Here is a 22477-nt window from a genome sequence, read left to right as displayed (position 1 = left end):
ATCATCTAAATCTATAGAATTAAGGCAATAAGCCCTTTCTCCCGGCGATTTAAATCGTGCTATGCTGGCGCTCCACTTTTTCTTCATTTTTTCATGACGCACTCGTAAGCAGAACAAACCATGCAGCCTCAACATAAGATAGCAGCAGGGCTACTCGGCATTGTTATGTCGTTGTTGGCACCGGCGGCGTTGGCGGATTTACTGTCAGAAGACAGCGCTGTTCAAGCCCAATACATGGAAGTGCAGCGTAACAGCGAGGTTTATTCGTTGATCGGTGAGCATGTGATCCCGGTCGGTGAAGTGAAAAAAGGGCAATTGATCCAGATGTTCCCGGCGGATGCGGAATATTACGAGCTTAAGTTTGGCTACGGCACCGGCTTTATTGATAAAAACGACGTTCGCGCCATCAGCAAAACCCGTAAGGTGAAGGACGACCTGGGGGATCTGAACAAACCGCTGACCAATCAGAATCTGATCACCCAGCGCGCAATTAACGTCTACACGGCGGCGGATAACAAAAGTGAAATTTTTGGCGTACTGGAAGAGAACCTGCGCTATCCGATTATCGGCAAGCTGAAAGATCGGCTGAATAATACCTGGTACGAGGTCAATATCGGCGATCGTCTGGGATTTGTCAGTGAGTTGGACTGCGAAGTCGACAACGGCATTCCGGTGCTGACCTATCACCACCTGCTGAAAAATGAAGAGAACAAACGTTTCCGTAATACCTCAACCACCACCTCGGACGTGGCCTTCAGCAACCAGATGACCTATTTGAAGCAGACGGGTTATGACACCATCTCGATGTATCAGCTGGAAGCCTACCTGAATAATCAAATCAACCTGCCGGGCAAAGTGGTGGTGCTGACCTTTGATGACGGGTTGAAGTCGGTTTATCGCTATGCGTATCCGGTACTGAAGGATTACGGTTTCCGCGCTACGGCGTTTATCATTTCTTCACGTATTAAACGTCATCCGCAGAAATGGAACCCGGATTCGCTGCAGTTTATGAGCATTTCAGAGCTGAAAGCGATCCAGGATGTGTTTGATATCCAGTCACACACCCATTTCCTACATCGTACCGATGGCAACCGTCGGCCGATCCTGCTCAGCCGTTCACTGCACAATATCGAATTCGACTTTGAGCGTTCAAGACGGGCGTTAGAGCAGTTTAATCCGCATGTGCTGTACCTTTCCTATCCCTTTGGTGGTTATAACCAAAAGGCGATCCAGGCGGCAAAAGATGCCGGGCTGCATTTAGCCGTGACCACGGTGCAGGGGAAAGTGAAACCGGGTGATAATCCTTATACTTTAAAACGGCTGTATATCCTGCGTACCGACTCCATCCCCACCATGGCGGAGCGGATAGCCAACAAGTCAGGTGCGTTACCGGGCGTGACGGTAACAGAATAGAGAGAAGACGGGCGCTTAAAGCGCCCGATTTTTTAGGCAACCTGAACGGGGACGGCTTTCGCCTTGCGTTGCAAGTGGTTGTCACCTTCGAAGTAGGCGACTTTGGGGTGGTGTTGGCGGGCATCGGCATCGCTCATCTGCACGTAAGAACAGATGATCAGTTTGTCACCCACGCAGGCACAGCGGGCGGCCGCACCGTTGACCGAAATAATGCGCGAACCGCGTTCGGCGGCGATGGCATAGGTGGAGAAACGTTGGCCGTTATCCACGTTGTAAATATCGATCGCTTCATATTCCAGGATCCCGGCGGCTTCCAGAAAATCCTGGTCAATGGCGCAGGAGCCTTCGTAGTGCAAGTCAGCCTGAGTCACTTTCACCCGATGCAGCTTGCCTTGCAACATAGTACGTATCATAGCGTTACCTAACTGAATATCGGCCTTTTCAGGCGGCTGAAGAAGAACTGCTTCCTTGCACTATTTTTCGTCACCGAAAACCCGGCCAGTCTACCGCCAACCGGGTAAAAACGGCAACGACTGTACAATAAAGGGCTTACTGCGTCAGATCGACCTGCTGATTATCGATCAGGCGGGCTTTACCCAACCAGGCGGCCATCAGCACCACGGCCCGGCGGCTTTCTACGCCCAGCGGTTGCAGCGTGTCTGCATCGCGAATAAACAGCTCGTCTGGGGTGAAACCTGCCTCGCGCAGCTTCTCGGCTGTCTGTGCCAGCAGCTCTTCGACGTGGCGTTCACCGTTGCCTAGCTGCTCCGCCAGGGCGTTCATGATTTTGCTCAACTGCGGCGCGACCTTGCGTTCTTCTGCGGTGAGATAACCGTTGCGAGAGCTTAGCGCCAGCCCGTCTTTGGCCCGCACCGTCGGCACACCAACGATATCAATGTCATAGCCCATATCCGCCACCATCTTGCGGATCAACGCCAACTGCTGATAATCCTTCTCGCCAAAGCAGGCCAGGTCCGGCTGGATCAGATTGAACAGTTTGCTGACGATGGTGGAGACTCCGCGGAAGTGGCCCGGGCGGCTGGCGCCTTCCAACATGGTGGAGATCACCGGTACATCAACGCTGGTGTGTTCTTCCAGCCCTTTGGGGTAAATTTCGGCCGGGGCAGGGGCGAAGATCAACTCGACATTACGCCGATTGAGCTTTTCACAGTCTTCCTGCAAGGTGCGCGGATAGCGCTCCAGATCGTCTGCGCGTTCGAACTGCAGCGGGTTAACGAAAATGCTCACTACCACCACGTCGGCACGGGCGCGGGCTTCTTCCACCAGCGTCATATGGCCTTCATGCAGATTGCCCATGGTGGGCACCAGCGCAACGCGTTTGCCCTCTTGCCGCCAGCGGCGGATCTGTTGGCGCAGTAGTGGCAGGGTTTCGATAATTACCATTCTATAACTCCTCGGTGTTGAGGGATAAGCTAGTTAGCTATCAATCGTGGCCGGTCACTCAGTTGAACGAGTGCGCTTCGTCGGGATAAATACCTTGCTCAACTTCCCGAATATACAGCTGCACGGCGCCGCGAATATCGCCGCCCTGTGCCAGAAAGTTTTTGGCAAATTTAGGGGTATGGCCGCCGGTGATCCCCAAGGCGTCATGCATTACCAGGATCTGGCCATCGGTAGCATTGCCGGCACCAATACCGATCACCGGGATCGACAAGGCTTCAGTAACCTGGCGGGCCAGTTCGGTCGGTACGCACTCCAGCACCAGCAACTGCATACCGGCCAGCTCCAGATTCTGGGCGTCGATCAGCAGTTGCTTGGCCGCCAACTCGTCGCGCCCCTGTACCTTGTAGCCGCCAAATACATTGACGGATTGTGGCGTGAGGCCAAGATGGCCGCAGACGGGGACGGCGCGCTCCGTGAGCATTTTCACCGTTTCGCAGAGCCAACTGCCGCCTTCTATTTTGACCATGTTGGCCCCGGCGCGCATCACCTCGGCCGCGCTTTGGCAGGCAAGCTCAGGCGTGGCGTAACTCATGAAAGGCAGGTCGGCCAACAGCAGGCTGGCTGGTGCCCCACGGCGTACCGCGCGGGTATGGTAAGCCACGTCGGCCACGGTTACCGGCAGCGTTGAGTCATGCCCTTGCAGCGTCATCCCCAGCGAGTCGCCGACCAGCAATACTTTAATACCTTGTTCTTCAAACAGCTGGGCAAAGCTGGCATCGTAGGCGGTAATAGTCGCAAACTTGCGCTGCTCCTGCTTCCACTGGCGTAAATGGCTCAGGGTGGTAGGTTTCATCACAACGTCTCCTGCAGTAACCGCGCGGCCTGGATTTGTAGCACGGTGGTAAAAAGTGTTGTCATTCTACTGTAACCCTTCAGGGGTGGGTAGCTCCGATGCTGATGGTTAAGATGTTCTTAAGAAGCTTATGATGTAATGGTCTGTCCAAAGGGAGAGCGCATGAGAATTCTGTTGATTGAAGACGACAAACTGATCGGTGATGGCATCAAGGCTGGCTTGACCAAGCTAGGGTTTACCCTCGACTGGTTCACCGATGGCATCATCGGAAAGAACGCTCTGGATAGCGCTCCTTATGATGCGGTGATCCTCGATCTCAGCTTGCCGGGGTTGGACGGGTTGGATTTGCTGCGCCAGTGGCGTCAGGCCGGACAAGATGTGCCGGTGCTGATCCTGACAGCGCGTGACGCACTGGAACAGCGTGTCAGCGGCTTGCAAAGCGGAGCCGACGATTACCTGTGCAAGCCTTTTGCCCTGACGGAGGTTGCCGCGCGTTTACAGGCGTTGATCCGTCGCCGCCATGGGCAACTGACGCCCCAACTGGTCCATGGCAACCTGGTGTTTGATGCCGCATCGCGCAGCGTGAGCTGCAACGGTGAACCCGTAACGCTGACCCCACGCGAACTGGCGGTGCTGGAATTGTTTCTGCACAACAAGGGGCGCGTGCTGGCACGGCCGCTGATCCAGGAAAAACTGTATAACTGGGATGATGACGTGAGCAGTAACGCGGTTGAGGTCCATATCCATCATCTGCGGCGCAAGCTGGGTAACGACTTTATCCGCACCGTACATGGCGTGGGCTACACGCTGGGGGATGAGCCGTGAAGTCATTGAGTTTGCGGTTGCGGCTGATCCTGATCTTCAGCCTGCTGGCATTGCTGACCTGGTGCTCTGCCAGCGTGGTGGCGTGGATGATGACGCGCCACAATATCAACGAAGTGTTCGACACCCAACAGATGCTGTTTGCCAAACGGCTGGCGACCGCCGATCTGGGGGATTTGCTGGCTAATCAGCAAGCGCGCAGCCTGCCAAAAACCAAGAAGATGCTGAACCACGGTAAACGCGGAGAGCAGGACGATGATGCGTTGGCGTTCGCCATCTTTTCCCACGATGGGCGCATGCTGCTCAACGACGGTGAAAATGGTGAGGATTTCCTGTTTGACGGCGATCGGCAAGGGTTTGTCGATGGTCAACGCAAAGGAGATAGCGACAGCTGGCGCTTGCTATGGCTCACCAGCCCGGATGGCCGTTACCGTATTGTGGTCGGCCAGGAATGGGATTATCGGCAGGATATGGCGTTGGGGTTGGTGATGGGGCAGTTGCTGCCCTGGCTGGTGACGTTGCCGATCCTGATGTTGTTGATTGCCCTGATGGTAGGCCGCGAGCTAAGACCGTTACGTGAGGTGGCCGCCAGCCTGCGTAAACGAGCCCCAGACGACGCTACGCCGCTGAGTGCACACCAGGTACCCAGTGAGGTGCGTCCGCTGGTAGAGGCGCTGAATACGCTGTTTACGCGCATTAATAGCCTGCTGGTGCGTGAGCGGCGGTTTACTTCGGATGCCGCCCATGAGTTGCGTAGCCCATTGGCGGCATTGCGGGTGCAGACCGAGGTGGTGCAACTGGCGGGCGACGATGTCCCCATGCGTGAACATGCGGTGAACAACCTGACGGTGGGTATCGATCGAGCCACGCGCCTGGTGGATCAACTGCTCACCTTGTCCCGGCTGGACTCGCTCGCCGATTTGCACGATCTGGCCTTGGTCGACTGGTGCCAACTGGTGCCGATGACCCTGGCGGAGCTGGATCGACAGGCGCATACCTCCGGGATCACGCTGCGTTACCAGCAGCAGGGCGAACCTCCTGCACTATCGGGCCAGCCGCTGCTGTTATCGCTGTTGGTGCGCAATCTGGTGGACAATGCGGTACGTTACACTCCGGCCGGTGGCACGGTAACGGTCACGCTCAGCCAGCGGCAACTGACGGTGGAAGACGACGGCCCTGGCGTCACGGCTGAGCATCTGGAAAGACTGGGGGAGCGATTTTATCGCCCACCGGGGCAAGAACAGACGGGAAGCGGGCTGGGCTTGTCTATTGTGCAGCGGATTGCCAGCCTGCATGGGCTACGTGTTAGCTTTGCCAATCGGCAGGAGGGTGGGTTTATCGCGACGTTAACCTTGTCTGGGGGCGGTATTCAAGCCTTGGGCTGATGCCACAGCGTCATGCCGTTTTTTGGCACACGTTGCAGACACTCCGCCAGGGTTTCACCGTCTGGGAAAACCAGGTCCGGAGCGATATCCGCCAACGGGTAGAGCATAAATTCACGTTGTTTCAGGCCGTAATGGGGCACGGTGAGACGCTCGGTGTCGATCACCAGATCGCCGTACAGCATCATATCCAGATCCAGCGTACGAGGGCCCCAGCGCTCATCTTTGCGCACTCGGCCCTGATTACGTTCTATCGCCTGGGTGTGATCGAGCAGCTGTTCCGGTGGCAACTGAGTATCCAGTGCCACCACCGCGTTGAGATAATCCGGCTGGTTCTGTGGCCCCAGCGGTTTGGTGCGGTACAGCGGTGAGCAAACGATCAGGCGGGTGCGTGGAATATGCTCCAACGCCTCCAGCGCGGTATTCACCTGTTGCAAAGGTTGCGCCAGATTGCTACCCAGCGCGATATAAACGCGGATCATTATGCTCCTTCGTTATTCGGAGTCCTGCGGCGTGGGCGGCGCTGACGAGCCCGACGCGGTGCCGGATCTTCGCCTAGCGTGCTCAACATGTTTTTCTGGCGGGCCGCGGTGGCCACCTGGAACTCATCCCACCATTCGGCAAGACGCAGCATCTCCGGGTTGTTTTCCACTTCGGCACGCAGTGCCAGCAAATCATACGCCGCACGGAATTTAGGGTGTTCCATCAGCTTGTGCGCACGCTTGCCCTGGCGACGGGACAGGCGTAACTGCAGTTGCCAGATGTCACGTACCAGTGTAGTGATTCGTTTGGGGATTGCCAGTGAACGGCACTCTTCGTCCAGCACATCGTTCATGGCCAGGGCAAAGGCATCGTAATAGGCCAGACCGCTTTCCTGCGCCAGTTTCTGTGCGTGCTCCAGCAGCGGGTACCACAGCATGGCGGCAAACAGGAACGCCGGGTTGACGCGCTTGTCGTTTTGCAGGCGGTGATCGGTATTTTTCAATACCTGCTCCAGAATGCGCTCCATCGGCGTGTCGTGATTTGGTGTGAAGTTGCGCGCAATCAACGGGAACAGCGGCTGGAACAATTGATATTCACACAGCTTCAGGTAGGTCTGGTAGCCGTAACCCGTTTGCAGCAGCTTCAGCGCCTCTTCAAACAGGCGAGCCGGTGGGATTTCGTGCAGCAGGGAGGCCAGGCGTGGGATAGGCTCAGCGGTTTCTTCGCTGATGGTCATATCCAGCTTGGCGGCAAAGCGCACCGCGCGCAGCATCCGCACCGGATCTTCGCGGTAGCGGGTTTCCGGATCGCCGATCAGGCGTATCACGCCCTGTTGCAGATCGCGCAGGCCCCCAACGTAATCACGCAGAGCAAAGTCGGCTACGCCGTAATACAGGCTGTTGATGGTAAAATCGCGGCGCTGGGCATCGTCTTCGATGGTTCCGAAGATGTTATCGCGCAACAGCATGCCGTTCTGGGCCTGCTGGGAAGAGTTCTTGTCAGATTCCTGACTCTGCTCGTGGTGGCCACGGAAGGTGGCGACTTCGATGATTTCCGGCCCGAACATCACGTGCGCCAGCCTGAAACGGCGGCCTACCAGGCGGCAGTTGCGGAACAACTTGCGCACCTGCTCTGGGGTGGCGTTGGTGGTAATGTCGAAATCTTTCGGCTTTTTGCCGAGCAACAGATCGCGTACACCGCCGCCGACCAGATAGGCTTCATAGCCGGATTTATTCAGGCGATACAGCACCTTCAGCGCATTTTCGCTGATATCTTTGCGCGAGATCGCATGTTGATCGCGGGGGATAACGGTCATTGAGCGCGTTCCCTCTGCGGCTACAAATGGCGGGCGTTTACGCGGCGCTGGACGGCGGGCAGGTGTCTCCCTGCCGCTCTCGGTAGAGCGCGGTGGCGTTGTGGCTAACGGTTCTGCAGGCGCGCTTTCTTCGCGGACTTGGTTTTTATCGCTGGCCGGCGCATCTTCGCGGGTCAACTTGTCATCGCGGATTAGTACCTTACGGCAGAAATTGGCTACTCGGGTAAAAATGGTACACCTCGATAGTGACGGATAAAAATGGCGCTAACAAAAAAATAGCGGCTAATCATAGCTTACCCCAGCTGTTTTGAGAATGCCGTTGTGTTTTCACACGGCGGGATCGCTGGCTGACGCGGCACATTTGCCAACTGCCAATGCTCAACCGCCCAGCTCAATAATAATGGCAGATCAAGATCTTGCCAGTTTTCCGGCAGCGGTTGACGCAGAAATTTCAGGGCAGCAACCAGGACCGGCCGCGGATCGCCAGTGGGCAGGGCGGGGGCATGATTTTGCTTCGACAGTTTAATGCCGTTGTTCCCCAGCGCCAGCGGCAAATGCACATAGGCGGGAACCGGTGCCTGCAATTGCTGATACAGCGCAATCTGGCGCACCGTGGGTTCGATCAGATCGGCACCGCGGACGATTTCGGTCACGCCTTGAAAATGATCGTCGATCACCACCGCCAGATTGTAGGCAAACAGGCCATCGCGGCGGCGGATGATGAAATCTTCCTGTGCCAGCGCCGGATCGGCCCGTAGCTCGCCCTGCAACCGATCGTGGAAGGCATATACCGGGTTTGATTGACGTAAGCGGATTGCGGCACCCTGCGGGCCAAGCCGTAACTGGCGGCAATGGCCATCGTACAAACCGCCAATCTGCTGGATGCGGCTGCGGGTACAGGTGCAGTAATAGCTGAGATCCTGGCGTTGCAGCCAATCAAGAGTTGCGCGGTAAGCTTCAGAGCGTTGGGATTGATAGATGACCTGGCCGTCCCAGTGGAGACCATAGTGTTCAAGTGCGAATAAGATACGCCCGGCAGCTCCGGCGACTTCGCGCGGAGGGTCGATATCTTCAATACGTACCAGCCATTGCCCGCGTTGAGCACGAGCCTGGAGGTAGCTTCCCAGAGCGGCAATCAGCGAACCGAAATGCAGATCCCCGGAAGGCGATGGGGCAAAGCGCCCCACATAGTGACTTGCTAGCATATCTGAAGGGATTGCTTCCCTTAACTCTGTGCGGCGCGCGCTATTGGCACGCGCCGCAGGAGGTAACAACTGCTTAGCCGGCCATCTGCTTTTCGCGGATTTCGGCCAACGTCTTGCAGTCGATGCACAAATCGGCAGTCGGACGCGCTTCAAGGCGACGAATGCCAATCTCCACGCCGCAAGACTCGCAGAAGCCGAAATCATCGTCTTCTACTTTCTTCAGCGTTTTCTCGATCTTTTTGATCAGTTTGCGCTCGCGGTCACGGTTACGCAGTTCGAGGCTGAATTCTTCTTCCTGAGTGGCACGGTCTGCCGGATCGGGGAAGTTGGCTGCCTCTTCTTGCATATGCGACACGGTACGGTCGACTTCGTCCCTGAGTTGGTTGCGCCATGCTTCAAGGATGCGCCTGAAATGCGTCAACTGGGCGTCGTTCATGTACTCTTCGCCCGGTTTCTCTTGATACGGCTCCACCCCAGCGATGGCGAGAATGCTCAAGGACGAGGTTTTACGGGTTTGCCCTTCTTGCATATTGCTTCTCCTACATACACACGCACTATACCCTTTAATGCTAGTAGGGTATGTCGAATCCCCAATACGGGGGAAAAACAGGCCGCTATAAATAACAGAAGGGAAGAGGGATGGCAATTATTCCTGTCGCCTGCTTGACAATGGTGTGAAGGAAGGCGTATTTGGCGAAGCAATATCCGGTTGTCGATTTATTTGTGCCCGGCACCGCTAGCCAATAAAAAACGGTAACTTAGCGCTTAGCGAGATACCGTCAGGTGATAATTTTGCCCCGTAACAAACAACTTCCACTCCCAACTGCTGAACCTGCGCTAGTAGCACCGCATAATGCTCATCTATATGATTTGCTGGGGTGACCCGATCGATGCCGCTGTGTAACACGGCAAAGAACAGCACCGCCCGCTGCCCTTGTTCAACCACGTTTTGCAACTCACGCAGATGCTTCTGCCCTCTCAGCGTTACGGCATCGGGGAAGTAGCCCTGTTGATGTTGCAATAGCGTGACTGACTTCACTTCAATATAGCAGTCAACCCGATTTTCTGCCTGTAATAACAAATCGATACGGCTGTTTTCGCCGCCATATTTCACTTCGCCGGTGATTTTACTGTAACCGGATAATTCACTGATTATATTCTGTTCAATGGCTTCACGAACCAGAGTGTTGGCCCGCAGGGTGTTGACGCAGATCCAGTCGCCAGCCTGGGTATGCGTCAGCTCCCAACTGTGGGCATATTTGCGTTTGGCATTGTCCGAAGTGGAGTACCAAACGGTGTCTCCTGGCGTCGCACAACCGGTCATGGCGCCGGTGTTGGCGCAGTGCAGGGTAAAGGTTTCACCTTCGGGGGTGATCACATCGGCCAGAAAACGTTTGTAGCGCTTGATGAGCGTGGCCGGTTTTAGCGGTGGGTCAAAAATCATGATTTATCCTGTGTGCCGAGTGGCCACTGCGCTAATTCGTGATAGCGGGTGCGGCCTTGTTCAAACGACGATTGGTAGAGTGAGAAATGGCTGGCGTTGAACAGCCAACCCGGCGTGCCAGGAGGAATAGCGACCGGCTGGGTCGCGGCGCGTAATAACGTGATATGGGGATGAAACGGCATCGGGCTTTGATAACAGCCGCTGCGAGCCGCTTGCGAACGCAGCAATTCCGCCAACTGTAACAGCGCGCGTGGGGGGCGTTTGCTGCCCAACCATACCACTCCGGGGCGCGGCCAGTGGCCAAGATCGTCCAGATTGAGGCTAAAACCCGCCTGTGTGATACGCCCGGCCTGCGTTTTTAGTGCCTGTTCTTTCTGTGCGCTAACTTCGCCGAGAAAGGCCAGCGTCAGATGCAGATTGGCTGCGGCCACCGGGCGGCCATCTTCGGGTTTGAATGCTTCAGCCCGCCAGCGGATCACCTGCTGCTGCAAGGTATCGGGTAGCGACAAGGCGAAGAACAAGCGGCGCGAGCTGGACATGGAACCCCGGTAAATGAATGAAATGCTGAGCCTAATGCTACAATGTGCGCTGTCCATTAACTACCCCATGGAGAGTTTTGTGTCCTCACTGCCCGTCAGCGCGGTTCTTGATGAGCTGCTTGCCGCACTGCAATCTGCCCCGCAGGTGTTGTTGCATGCCCCCACCGGTGCCGGGAAATCCACCTGGCTGCCGTTGCAGATCCTGGCAAACGCCGGGCTGCCGGGGCGTATCATCATGCTGGAGCCACGGCGGCTGGCGGCAAAAAACGTCGCGTATCGCTTGGCGCAACAGTTGGGTGAAGAACCAGGCCAGACCGTGGGCTATCGCATGCGTGCCGAGAGCAAAAGCGGGCCACAGACGCGGCTGGAGGTGGTGACCGAGGGCATTCTAACCCGCATGTTGCAGCAGGACGCCGAACTGCAGGGCGTCTCGCTGATTATTCTTGATGAATTCCACGAGCGTAGTTTACAGGCCGATTTGGCCTTGGCCCTGCTGCTGGATGTGCAACAGGGCCTGCGTGACGATCTGAAACTGCTGATCATGTCGGCGACGCTGGATAATGCGCGGCTGTCGCAACTGCTGCCGCAAGCGCCGGTGGTGGTGTCGGAAGGGCGTAGCTACCCGGTTGAACGGCAGTACCAACCTTTGCCAAGCCATCAACGGTTGGAGGATGGCGTTGCCTCGGCGGTGAAGCGTCTGTTGGCTGAGCAATCAGGTTCGCTGTTGTTATTCTTACCCGGCGTGGCGGAGATTAATCGCGTGCAGGAACGGCTCATTGGCGAAGTGCCAGCGGATACCGATCTCTGCCCGCTGTATGGCGCATTGCCGTTGGCACAGCAGCAAAAGGCGATCCAACCGGCGCAGCACGGGCGGCGCAAAGTGGTGTTGGCGACCAATATTGCGGAAACCAGCTTGACCATTGAAGGCATCCGCCTGGTCGTCGACAGCGGGCTGGAGCGCGTAGCGCGTTATGACGTCCGTAATGGCCTGACGCGATTGGTTACCCAACGCATCAGCCAGGCTTCGATGATCCAACGCGCCGGGCGTGCTGGGCGTTTGGAACCTGGAATTTGCTGGCATCTGTTTGCCAAAGAGCAGGCGGAGCGCGCTGCAGAACATGCTGAACCGGAGATCCTGCAAAGCGATCTGGCCAGCTTCTGGCTGGAGCTGTTGCAATGGGGCTGTGTGGATGTGGATCAACTTACCTGGCTCGATCGGCCACCGTTGGCCGCATTAGCCGCCGCTCGCCGTTTATTGCATACACTGGCAGCTATCGATGACGGCGAGAAGCTCACAACCATTGGTCGCCAAATGGCCGGGTTGGGGTGTGAACCCAGACTGGCTGCCATGCTATGCGCTGGCGCCAAGATGGGACCCGATGGATTAGCCACGGCGGCGATGTTGTCCGCTTTGCTGGAGGAACCGCCACGCAGCGGGCAGATGGATATCGGCTATTGGCTGAGCCGTCCGCAGCCGCATTGGCAACGCCGGGCGGCGCAACTGAGTAAGCGCTTACCGCAGAAAAGTGGGCAGATTGATGCCGATCTGGCCGCTCCTCTGTTAGCGCAGGCTTTTGCCGATCGTATCGCCCAACGGCGTGGGCAGGATGGACGCTATCTGTTGGCCAATGGTTTGGGCGCAGCGATGGCTCAGGATGAAGCGCTCTCCAGGGCTCCCTGGTTGATTATTCCCAGCCTGTTGCAAGGCCATAACAGCCCGGATGCCCGTATCCTGCTGGCGTTACCGATTGAAATTGATGCGTTGGTCGCTCGGTTGCCCGAGATTGTCAGCAGCCAGACCGCCGTCGAGTGGGATGAAGAAAAGGGCACCCTGCGGGCCTGGAAGCGCCAACAGATTGGCCGCTTAACGCTGCGGGCTCAGCCGCTGGCCAAACCGGCGGAAGAGGAACTGCAACAGGCACTGATAAATTGGGTCCGCGCCCAGGGATTGGCGGTACTTAATTGGGACACCGCTGCCGAACAATTGCGCCTGCGTTTACACTGTGCCCAACGTTGGTTGCCAGAGGCCGACTGGCCGCCGGTAGATGACGATACGTTGCTCGACACCCTGGACAGCTGGTTGCTACCGTCATTGAGCGGCGTACGCGATCTGCGTGGATTAAAGCAGGTCAATATCGCTGAAGCCTTGGCCCGCCGGTTAAACTGGCAGCAAAAGCAACGGCTGGATAATGCCCTGCCAACTCATTATGCTGTGCCGACCGGTAGCCGCTTGCCGATCCGCTACGATGCCGATAAACCGCCGGTATTGGCAGTGCGTTTACAGGAGATGTTTGGTGAACAGCGTAGCCCAACGTTGGCTGAGGGTCGCATCCCGGTGGTGCTTGAGTTACTCTCTCCGGCGCACCGGCCATTGCAGATCACCGGCGATCTGGCCGCCTTCTGGCAAGGGGCGTACCGCGAGGTGCAAAAGGAAATGAAGGGGCGCTATCCCAAGCACGTATGGCCAGACGATCCGGCCAATACCGCCCCCACCAGGCGCACCAAGAAATACCAGTAACGAATTCAGATGTTTCTTCTGTTCAGCCCAGCAACATAGGCACAGATTAAGCGACAAAATAACGGACCCGTCGTCTTTCAAGCTGCAGCGTTGTTACCTGCACTATCTCACCCCAGTCACTTACCCAAAAGTAAGCTCCTGGGGATGAGATGGTTTGTCGCCTAGCCGCAGCTTGAAATCCATAGGGTATAAATTGCAGCAAGCGTGGAGAAGAACCGCAATGGCTGGGGATGACCGCGAGCCCATCGGGCGCAAAGGCAAACAACCAAAACGTAATCAGCCGCGTAAAGCGGCGCGTCGTCAACGTGACGACGATTATGAAGAAGACGAGTATCAGGATGAGTATGACGATGATGAGTACGATGACGACGAAGAGGAACAACGCATGCCGCCCAAGGTAAAAGCGAAGTCGCCGCGTAAAAAGCGCCGTTGGCTCGGCCTGCTGATAAAACTGTTCCTGGTGATTGCGGTGCTGCTGGCGATCTACGGGGTTTATCTGGATTCCCAGATCCGTAGCCGCATCGATGGCAAAGTCTGGCAGTTACCGGCGGCGGTGTATGGCCGCATGGTTAACCTTGAGCCGGGCATGCCGTATAGCAAAAAGGAAATGGTCGCCCTGCTGGAAGGGATGCAATATCGCCAGGTCAGCCGTATGACCCGGCCAGGGGAGTTTACCGTGCAGGCCAACAGCATCGAGATGCTGCGCCGCCCGTTTGACTTCCCGGATGGCAAAGAAGGCCAGATCCACGCCCGCCTCGATTTCCAAAACAATAGTCTGGCGAAAATCGTCAACATGGAGAATCAGCGTAACTTTGGCTTCTTCCGCCTCGATCCGCGCCTGATCACCATGCTGCAATCGCCGAATGGCGAGCAACGCCTGTTTGTTCCGCGTTCTGGTTTCCCAGACTTGCTGGTCGACACGCTAATCGCTACCGAAGATCGTCATTTTTACGAGCATGATGGTATCAGCTTCTACTCCATTGGCCGTGCGGTGGTGGCCAACCTGACCGCCGGGCGTGCGGTGCAGGGCGGCAGTACCTTGACTCAGCAACTGGTAAAAAACCTGTTCCTGACCAACGAGCGTTCGCTGTGGCGTAAGCTTAACGAAGCCTACATGGCCTTGCTGATGGATTACCGTTATAGCAAAGACCGTATTCTGGAGCTGTATCTGAACGAGGTGTATCTCGGCCAGAGCGGTAGCGATCAGATCCGCGGCTTCCCGTTGGCCAGCCTGTACTACTTTGGTCGCCCGGTCGATGAACTGAGTCTGGATCAACAGGCGCTACTGGTGGGCATGGTAAAAGGGGCCTCGCTGTATAACCCTTGGCGTAACCCAAAGTTGGCGCTGGAGCGCCGTAACCTGGTGCTCAAGCTGTTACAGAACCAGGGAGTGATCGACGCTGAGCTGTATAACATGCTGAGCGCTCGTCCGCTGGGCGTACAGCCGAAAGGTGGGGTGATCTCACCGCAGCCTGCGTTTATGCAGCTGGTGCGTCAGGAGTTGCAGGCCAAGCTGGGTGACAAGGTTAACGATCTTTCCGGCGTGAAGATCTTCACTACGCTGGATCCGGTTTCACAGGATGCGGCCGAGAAAGCAGTGGAAGACGGTATCCCGGCGCTGCGTGCGGCGCGTCATCTGAACGATCTGGAAGCGGCGATGGTGATTGTCGATCGCTTTACCGGAGAGGTTCGTGCCATGGTGGGGGGGGCCGATCCTCAGTTTGCCGGCTTCAACCGTGCGCTGCAGGCGCGCCGTCTGGTAGGGTCACTGGCCAAGCCGCCAACCTATCTGACCGCGCTGTCGGAACCGGATAAGTATCGGCTCAATACCTGGCTGGCGGATCAGCCGTTGTCGATCAAACTGCCGAACGGCAGCTCGTGGCAGCCGAATAACTACGATCGCCAGTTCCGCGGTCGGGTGATGCTGGTGGATGCGTTGGCCAACTCGCTCAACGTGCCAACGGTCAATCTGGGCATGTCGGTGGGGTTGGATCAAATTAGCGCTACCCTGCAAAAGTTGGGTATTCCTAAATCGGCGATCACTCCGATGCCTTCCATGTTGCTGGGGGCCATCGGCCTGACGCCGATGGAAGTGGCACAGGAATACCAGACCATTGCCAGCGGGGGTAACCGTGCGCCGCTGTCTGCCGTGCGTTCGGTGATTGCGGAAGACGGTACAGCGTTGTATCAGAGCTTCCCGCAGGCGGAACGTATGGTGCCAGCGCAGGCGGCTTACCTGACGCTGTATGCGATGCAGCAGGGTGTGGCACGCGGGACTTCCCGTTCGCTGTCGGTCAAGTTCCCTAATTACAACCTGGCCGCTAAAACCGGTACCACTAACGATCTGCGTGACAGTTGGTTTGCCGGTATCGACGGTAAGGAAGTGGCGATTGCCTGGGTAGGGCGTGACAATAACGGCCCGGCCAAGCTGACCGGTGCCAACGGTGCCTTGACGCTGTATCGCCGCTATCTGGAAAACCAGACGCCGCTGGTGCTGAAGCTGCAACAGCCGGAAGGCATTAGCCAGATGGGTATTGATTCGGCCGGTAACTTTATCTGTGGTGGCAGCAGTTGGCGCACCATCCCGGTTTGGACTGAAAACCCACAGGGGCTATGCCAGGCAAGCCAGGCCGAGCAGCAACAAACTCAACAACAGCAAGCCGGCGAACAGAAAGATGCCGACGGCGTTGCTGGCTGGATAAAAGATATGTTTGGCAAATAAACCCCAGCCGTTATGTTAAGCATTTTTACCATTTGATTTTACTGTGTTATCAAGCCCGTAGCGTTCTGTTACGGGCTTTCCTTTCTCTGTTGTTGGTTTTATTTCCACGCTGTTAATACGGTTACCATGCCAATCCCATAGCCTTTTTACGGCCGAAATACGCTTGCAGTTCCATTAGCCTTCTGCATAAAATGCCGCGCTTATAATAATTATTATCGTTCACATTCGTTATCAAACCACATCAGAGAAACCAGACATGCCGACCCAGCGTCATTCCTCATTACCGGCCAAATCAGGCTTGTTCCCCGTAAGCATTTTGGCTGCCACGATCGCGGCTACGCTAAGCTTGCCTGCAGTTGCTGCTCAGACGACGGCTGTTGCGGATGCCGATACTATTACGGTGGTAGGGGGCGGCAACGGTGGTGCTTCACAGGAAAACGCCTGGGGCCCAGTTGGCACCATCGTGGCGAAACGCAGCGCGACCGGCACCAAAACGGATACGCCGCTGGTGAAGACCCCTCAATCGGTGTCTGTGGTTACGCGTGAACAAATGGACGTTATGCAGCCTTCCTCGGTGAAAGAAGCGTTAGGCTTCACCCCAGGTGTAATGGTAGGCAGCCGTGGTAGTTCCAACGTCTATGATGCGGTTTATATTCGTGGTTTTGGCTCGGTCAACCAGAATATCTATCTGGACGGTTTGAAGCTGCAAGGCGACTATTTTAACGAAGCCGTAATCGATCCTTATTTCCTGGAGCGGGCCGAAGTGCTGCGCGGGCCTTCTTCCGTGCTTTACGGTAAAAGCAGCCCTGGTGGGATTATTTCGCTGATCAGCAAGCGCCCAACCACGGAACCGCTGAAAGAAATCCAATTTAAAATGGGGACAGATAACCTGTTCCAGACTGGCTTTGATTTCAGCAATGCGTTGGATGATGACGGCAAGTATTCCTTCCGCCTGACCGGGTTGGCCAAAGACGCAGATGCTCAGCAGGAGATGGCCAAGGAAAAACGCTATACCATTGCGCCTTCATTCAGTTGGCAGCCTGATGAGCATACCAACCTGACGCTGTATTCTTACCTGCAAAACGATCCTAACCTTGGCTACTACGGCTGGTTGCCGATGCAGGGAACGGTGGTCAACGCGCCTTATGGCAAACTGCCAACCAGCTTCAACGAAGGTGAAAAGAGTAACTTCTATTCGCGCCAGACGCGGATGTTTGGTTACAGCTTCTCTCATGATTTCGATGACACCTGGACCGTACGCCAGAACCTGCGCTATATGCAGCTGCACACCAACCAGAACAATATCTATGGCACCGGTGTAAACGCCGATAACACCACTCTGAACCGTAACTATATCGCTTCGGATGAACGCCTGAATAACTTCAGCGTCGATACTCAGGGCCAGGCCAGGTTTGCCACTGGCCGCGTGGATCATACGCTGCTGGCTGGCGTAGACTTTATGCGTATGAGCAATGATATTCAGGGCGGTTGGGGAGTGGCCAGTCCACTGGATCTGGCCAACCCGCAGTTTGGGAATTATACCAAGGGTGCGTTAAATCCAACCAGTAAGGTCAATGGCCAACGGCAGACGGGGATTTACCTGCAGGAACAGGCCGAGTGGAACCAATGGATCCTGACGGCCGGTACGCGTTACGACTGGGCTAAGAGCACCGTCGAAGATCGCACCGAAACGGCAACGGTGCCTTATAGCGAGCAGAAAGACCACCAGTCAACCAATCGTATTGGCCTGAACTATCTGTTCGACAACGGCATCTCGCCGTATGTCAGCTATGCACAATCCTTCGAGCCGAACGTAGGCGCAGGTTATGACGGCAAAGCCTTCGTGCCTTCCAAAGGCGAACAGTATGAAGCTGGCGTGAAGTACATGCCAAAAGATCGCCCCGTCTCTGCCACCATTGCCATCTACCAACTGACCAAGTCAAATAACCTGGTCACGGATGTTGAGCATGCCGATAAAGGTTGGTTCCAACAGCAAACCGGGGAGATCCGCTCTCGCGGCGTAGAGTTGGAAGGCAAAGCGGCGCTGACGGCTAACGTCAACCTGCTGGCGTCCTATACCTATACCGATGCTGAATACACCGAAGACACCACCAACCAGGGCAATACGCCAGCGATCATTCCTAAGCATATGGCCTCGCTGTGGGGAGATTATACCTTCCATGAAACCGCATTGAGTGGTTTGACGCTGGGCGCGGGTGTGCGTTATACCGGCTCAACCTATGGTGACGAAGCCAACACCTTCAAAGTGCCGGACTACACCGTGTGGAATACCGTGATCAAGTATGATTTGGCGCGCTTCAACCTGCCAGGTTCTTCCGTAGCGCTTAACGTTAACAACCTGTTTGATAAAGAGTATGTCTCTAGCTGTTTCGCCACCTATGGCTGTTTCTGGGGGGCAGAACGTCAAGTGGTCGCCACGGCAACCTTCAGTTTCTAATCGGCTAACGGGAGCGGCCTTTGGTCGCTCCCTGCCAAGCAGGGCCTATGCAGGATAAACACCTTAATCGCGATGCTACGTTCCAGCTCGACCGTGTTAGCTTTGCCGTGCCAGGGCGGGTGTTGTTACAGCCGCTATCATTGGCCTTTCCTCAAGGCAAAGTGTGTGGATTGATTGGGCATAATGGCTCCGGCAAATCCACGTTGCTGAAAATCCTCGGTCGTCACCAAAATCCTACCTCCGGCCAGGTGCTGCTTAACGGGCAACCGCTGGGCCAATGGGACAGCAAAGCTTTTGCTCGTCAAGTGGCCTACCTGCCGCAGCAATTGCCAGCAGCGGAAGGGATGACGGTGCGCGAACTGGTCGCCATCGGGCGCTACCCGTGGCACGGCGCGTTAGGCCGTTTCAAGGTCGGCGATCGCGAGCTGGTAGAAGAGGCGATCGGGCTGGTGGGGCTCAAATCCTTTGCCAACCGCCTGGTAGACAGCCTCTCCGGCGGTGAACGTCAACGGGCCTGGCTGGCGATGATGGTCGCGCAGGATAGCCGTTGTCTATTGCTGGATGAACCGACCTCGGCGTTGGATATTGCCCATCAGGTTGAAGTGCTGGCGTTGATCCAACGCCTGAGCCACGAGCGCGGCTTGACGGTGATTGCAGTGCTGCATGACATCAACATGGCGGCTCGTTATTGCGACCATCTGGTGGCGTTACGCGGCGGCGAAATGATTGCCCAAGGGTCATCGCTCGAACTGATGCAAGGGCCGGTGCTGGAACAGATCTACGGCATCCCGATGGGCATATTGCCGCATCCAAGTGGCGGTGCACCAGTGAGCTTCGTTTATTAATGTCTATCTCTGCCGATTTTCATCATGACCCGCTGCGCCGGCGTTTATTAACGGCGATGGCGTTATCGCCTCTGTTGTTTTCTTTACCGTCGCGTGCGACAGGTTTACCCGATATCACCCGTATCGCGGCATTGGAGTGGCTACCGGTCGAGCTACTGATCGCACTGGGCGTGATGCCGCAGGCGGTGGCCGATATCCACAACTACAACCTGTGGGTACAAGATCCTCGGTTGCCGGACTCGGTGATCGACGTCGGTCAACGTACCGAACCTAATCTGGAGCTGTTGCAACAGCTCAAACCTTCTCTGATCCTGCTTTCCAAAGGCTATGGCCCTACGCCACAAAAACTGCAGCCTATCGGCCCGACGATGGAGTTTGGCTTTAACGACGGCAGCGGTAGACCGCTCACCGTGGGCAAAAACTCGTTGCTGCAATTGGCACAGCGGATAGGTCTGGAAACGCGGGCTACCCAGCATCTGCAACAGTTTGATGCGTTTATGCGGGAGGCGCGTAACCGCCTGGCGGGGTATCGGCAACAGCCGCTGCTGCTGTTTTCTTTGCTCGATCCTCGGCACGTATTGGTGATCGGCCAGAAGAGCCTGTTTCAGGAAGTGATGGATCAGCTAGGCATCGAGAATGCCTGGCAGGGGGAAACCAACTTCTGGGGGACCTCGGTGGTGGGGATCGAACGTCTGGCGGCAATAAAAAATGCGCGAGCGATTTATCTCGATCACGATAATCAAGCCATGATGGATAAGGTCAGCAAGACGCCGTTGTGGCAGGCCTTACCGTTTATCCGCCAGGGCCAACTGCGGCAGGTGCCTGCGGTGTGGTTCTACGGCGCCACGCTGTCGGCCATGCGTTTTTGCCGCTTGCTGGAGCAGGCGCAGGAGACTCGCTCATGAGTACACGCCTGCGTATCTTGCCGATAGCGCTGATCCTGTTATTGCTGGCCGCGGCGGGTAGCCTGACGCTCTTCAACCTGTTGCATCAACTGACGTGGAGCCAGTGGTCGCAGGCGTTGGTACAGCCAGATATCGACAATGTCGACCAGATGTTGTTCCACTACAGCCTGTTGCCACGCCTGTCAGTGTCGTTGCTGGTGGGGGCCGGACTGGGATTGGTCGGCGTACTGTTTCAGCAGGTATTACGCAATCCTTTGGCGGAACCTGCCACGCTCGGCGTGGCTGCCGGAGCTCAGTTAGGCTTGACGATTGCCACGCTGTGGATGCTGCCTGGGGGCGAATTGACCCAACAGCTGGCGGCGATGGTCGGAGCCATTGCGGTCGGCGGGCTGGTGTTCGGCGTTGCCTGGGGCAAACGGATGTCGCCCGTGACGTTGATTCTGGCCGGTCTGGTACTTGGCCTGTACTGCGGGGCAGTCAATAGCTTGCTGGCGTTGTTCAATTACGATCGGTTGCAAGGCCTGTTCCTGTGGAGCACCGGAGCGCTAAATCAGCAGGATTGGGGGACGGTGCAGTTTATCCTGCCGCGCTTGCTGCTGGTTGCCGTACTGGCCGCGTTATTGATCCGCCCATTAACGCTGTTAGGGCTGGACGACGGTGTGGCACGTAATCTGGGCCTGGGCCTGGCAATGTCGCGCTTTGCCGCGTTGGCGGTGGCGATTGTGTTCAGCGCCATGTTGGTCAATGCGGTCGGCGTGATCGGTTTTATCGGCCTATTTGCCCCGTTGATGGCCAAGATGCTGGGAGCTCGCCGTTTGGTCCACCGCATGATGTTGGCTCCACTATTGGGGGCATTGCTGCTGTGGTTGACCGATCAGGTGATGATCTGGCTGACGTTGGTATGGCGTGAAATCCCGACCGGTGCGGCGACGGCACTGATTGGTGCGCCGTTGCTGCTTTGGTTGTTACCACGCTTACGCAGCAGCGCAACCCCTCCGCCGATGGACTTAGGCGACAAAGTGCCTGTCGAACGTGGCAACTTGCCGATATGGATCCTGCTGGGGAGCGTTTTACTATTGGCCGGGATTGCGGTGGCGCTGATGTTTGGGCAAAACCCCCACGGCTGGCACTGGAGCGTAGGCGGTGAATTACAGGCGCTGATGCCTTGGCGCTGGCCACGAGTGGTTTCTGCCCTGGCGGCCGGGATGATGCTGGCGGTAGCCGGAACGCTGATCCAGAAACTGACCGGTAACCCGATGTCCAGCCCGGAAGTGCTGGGGATCAGTTCCGGCGCGGCTTTCGGCGTGGTGATGATGCTGTTTATCGTCCCTGGTGATGCTTTTATGTGGCTGTTACCCGCCGGGAGTCTGGGGGCGGCGGCTACGCTGTTGATCATCATGATTGCGGCTGGGCGCGGCGGATTCTCTACCGAACGCATGCTGTTGGCGGGGATCGCCCTCAGCACCGCCTTTAGCACGACCATTTTCCTGCTGTTGGCCAGTGGCGATCCCCGTATGGGGGGGCTGTTGGTGTGGCTTTCCGGTTCTACCTACTCGGTGGATGCTCCGCAGGCAATACGTACGGCGGCGATTGCTGGCGTGTTGATAGTGTTGGCCCCACTGTGCAGACGTTGGCTGACAATTCTGCCGTTGGGCGGCGCTACAGCACGTTCCGTAGGGATTGCTCTGACGCCGACCAGGATGAGCATTTTGCTGCTGGCGGCAACGCTGACGGCGATGGCGACGCTAACCGTCGGGCCGCTGAGTTTTATTGGCCTGATGGCACCGCATATGGCCCGTATGTTGGGATTCCGCCGGGCGCTGCCCCAGATGGTGATTGCTGTGCTGCTAGGCGGCCTGCTGATGGTGTTTGCGGACTGGTGTGGCCGGATGGTGATGTTCCCTTACCAAATCCCTGCTGGGCTGCTGGCGACCTTTATTGGCGCACCGTACTTTGTCTATCTGCTGCGTAAGCAAACTTCGTAGATTATCTCGGTTACCACCTTTGCCACCAAGGGCTCAGCATTGCTGGGCCCTTGGTTTTTTCAGGCCGTTACAATGCATTGCGTGGCACTGCGCAAAGTTGAAAGTTAGGGGTAAAACGGCCGCCAGTCGGGCTGGTGAGATGAATATACTGCGGGTGGGTGCTCTGGATCTTTGTATCTGGAGC

At 56.6% G+C, this 22477-nt stretch carries 18 protein-coding genes; 9 read left to right on the top strand and 9 right to left on the bottom strand.

The window, feature by feature from the left end; genetic code table 11:
• Positions 1 to 120: 120 nt before the first annotated feature.
• A complete protein-coding gene (locus KGP16_RS21540; protein ID WP_021806254.1) occupies positions 121 to 1413 on the top strand; it encodes a polysaccharide deacetylase family protein in 1293 nt (430 codons plus the stop codon).
• 32 nt (positions 1414 to 1445) lie between these two features.
• Here the strand turns inward: KGP16_RS21540 and panD are convergent, their stop codons facing one another.
• From panD to panB, 3 genes are all read right to left on the bottom strand, one after another.
• Positions 1446 to 1826: an aspartate 1-decarboxylase gene (gene panD / locus KGP16_RS21535; protein ID WP_024484346.1), complete on the bottom strand. Its 381-nt coding sequence runs from the start codon at positions 1824 to 1826 to the stop codon at positions 1446 to 1448.
• 136 nt (positions 1827 to 1962) lie between these two features.
• Positions 1963 to 2817 (bottom strand): pantoate--beta-alanine ligase, encoded by an 855-nt coding sequence (gene panC, locus KGP16_RS21530; protein ID WP_024528321.1) that lies wholly within the window; start codon positions 2815 to 2817, stop codon positions 1963 to 1965.
• Positions 2818 to 2875: 58 nt separating this feature from the next.
• Positions 2876 to 3670, bottom strand: coding sequence for a 3-methyl-2-oxobutanoate hydroxymethyltransferase (gene panB / locus KGP16_RS21525; RefSeq protein ID WP_021806252.1), 795 nt, complete (start codon positions 3668 to 3670; stop codon positions 2876 to 2878).
• 162 nt (positions 3671 to 3832) lie between these two features.
• Here panB and qseB point away from each other — a divergent pair, with 162 nt between their 5' ends.
• Positions 3833 to 4495: a quorum sensing response regulator transcription factor QseB gene (qseB, locus tag KGP16_RS21520; protein WP_223500316.1), complete on the top strand. Its 663-nt coding sequence runs from the start codon at positions 3833 to 3835 to the stop codon at positions 4493 to 4495.
• Positions 4492 to 5877, top strand: coding sequence for a quorum sensing histidine kinase QseC (qseC, locus tag KGP16_RS21515; protein WP_223498327.1), 1386 nt, complete (start codon positions 4492 to 4494; stop codon positions 5875 to 5877). The genes qseB and qseC overlap by 4 nt, the downstream gene beginning before the upstream one ends.
• Here qseC and folK read toward each other — a convergent pair.
• The 6 genes from folK to thpR all read right to left on the bottom strand — a co-directional run bounded on the left by folK (position 5862) and on the right by thpR (position 10860).
• A complete protein-coding gene (gene folK, locus KGP16_RS21510) occupies positions 5862 to 6356 on the bottom strand; it encodes a 2-amino-4-hydroxy-6-hydroxymethyldihydropteridine diphosphokinase (protein WP_021179739.1) in 495 nt (164 codons plus the stop codon). The two genes, qseC and folK, sit on opposite strands and share 16 nt — an antisense overlap.
• Positions 6356 to 7672, bottom strand: a complete 1317-nt coding sequence (pcnB, locus tag KGP16_RS21505) for a polynucleotide adenylyltransferase PcnB (protein ID WP_021806249.1) — start codon at positions 7670 to 7672, stop codon at positions 6356 to 6358. Before pcnB ends, folK begins: the two co-directional genes overlap by 1 nt.
• A gap of 293 nt (positions 7673 to 7965) precedes the next feature.
• On the bottom strand, positions 7966 to 8877 hold the full coding sequence (gluQRS, locus tag KGP16_RS21500) for a tRNA glutamyl-Q(34) synthetase GluQRS (RefSeq protein WP_209522785.1): 912 nt from the start codon (positions 8875 to 8877) through the stop codon (positions 7966 to 7968).
• Between the two features lie 73 nt (positions 8878 to 8950).
• Complete coding sequence (gene dksA / locus KGP16_RS21495) at positions 8951 to 9406, bottom strand: RNA polymerase-binding protein DksA (RefSeq protein WP_021179742.1); 456 nt, start codon at positions 9404 to 9406, stop codon at positions 8951 to 8953.
• A 207-nt stretch (positions 9407 to 9613) separates the two neighbouring features.
• A complete protein-coding gene (sfsA, locus tag KGP16_RS21490; RefSeq protein WP_021806247.1) occupies positions 9614 to 10321 on the bottom strand; it encodes a DNA/RNA nuclease SfsA in 708 nt (235 codons plus the stop codon).
• Positions 10318 to 10860 carry an RNA 2',3'-cyclic phosphodiesterase gene (thpR, locus tag KGP16_RS21485; protein ID WP_223500315.1) on the bottom strand — a complete coding sequence of 181 codons (543 nt, stop codon included), beginning with the start codon at positions 10858 to 10860 and terminating at the stop codon, positions 10318 to 10320. Before thpR ends, sfsA begins: the two co-directional genes overlap by 4 nt.
• A 67-nt stretch (positions 10861 to 10927) precedes the next feature.
• Between thpR and hrpB the strand changes: the two genes are divergently transcribed.
• The 6 genes from hrpB to fhuB all read left to right on the top strand — a co-directional run bounded on the left by hrpB (position 10928) and on the right by fhuB (position 22293).
• A complete protein-coding gene (hrpB, locus tag KGP16_RS21480; RefSeq protein WP_223501554.1) occupies positions 10928 to 13378 on the top strand; it encodes an ATP-dependent helicase HrpB in 2451 nt (816 codons plus the stop codon).
• 220 nt (positions 13379 to 13598) lie between these two features.
• Positions 13599 to 16100 (top strand): bifunctional glycosyl transferase/transpeptidase, encoded by a 2502-nt coding sequence (mrcB, locus tag KGP16_RS21475; RefSeq protein ID WP_223500314.1) that lies wholly within the window; start codon positions 13599 to 13601, stop codon positions 16098 to 16100.
• A 256-nt stretch (positions 16101 to 16356) separates the two neighbouring features.
• Positions 16357 to 18558: a ferrichrome porin FhuA gene (gene fhuA, locus KGP16_RS21470; protein WP_223500312.1), complete on the top strand. Its 2202-nt coding sequence runs from the start codon at positions 16357 to 16359 to the stop codon at positions 18556 to 18558.
• Positions 18559 to 18605: 47 nt separating this feature from the next.
• Positions 18606 to 19403 (top strand): Fe3+-hydroxamate ABC transporter ATP-binding protein FhuC, encoded by a 798-nt coding sequence (fhuC, locus tag KGP16_RS21465; protein ID WP_223500310.1) that lies wholly within the window; start codon positions 18606 to 18608, stop codon positions 19401 to 19403.
• On the top strand, positions 19403 to 20308 hold the full coding sequence (fhuD, locus tag KGP16_RS21460) for a Fe(3+)-hydroxamate ABC transporter substrate-binding protein FhuD (protein ID WP_223500309.1): 906 nt from the start codon (positions 19403 to 19405) through the stop codon (positions 20306 to 20308). Before fhuC ends, fhuD begins: the two co-directional genes overlap by 1 nt.
• On the top strand, positions 20305 to 22293 hold the full coding sequence (fhuB, locus tag KGP16_RS21455; protein WP_223500307.1) for a Fe(3+)-hydroxamate ABC transporter permease FhuB: 1989 nt from the start codon (positions 20305 to 20307) through the stop codon (positions 22291 to 22293). The genes fhuD and fhuB overlap by 4 nt, the downstream gene beginning before the upstream one ends.
• Positions 22294 to 22477 lie beyond the last annotated feature (184 nt).

The organism is Serratia sp. JSRIV006 (genome assembly GCF_019968685.1).
GTDB lineage: Bacteria > Pseudomonadota > Gammaproteobacteria > Enterobacterales > Enterobacteriaceae > Chania > Chania fonticola_B.
Note: the sequence above shows the minus strand (reverse complement) of the source record. Positions and strands in the feature narration are given on the sequence as shown.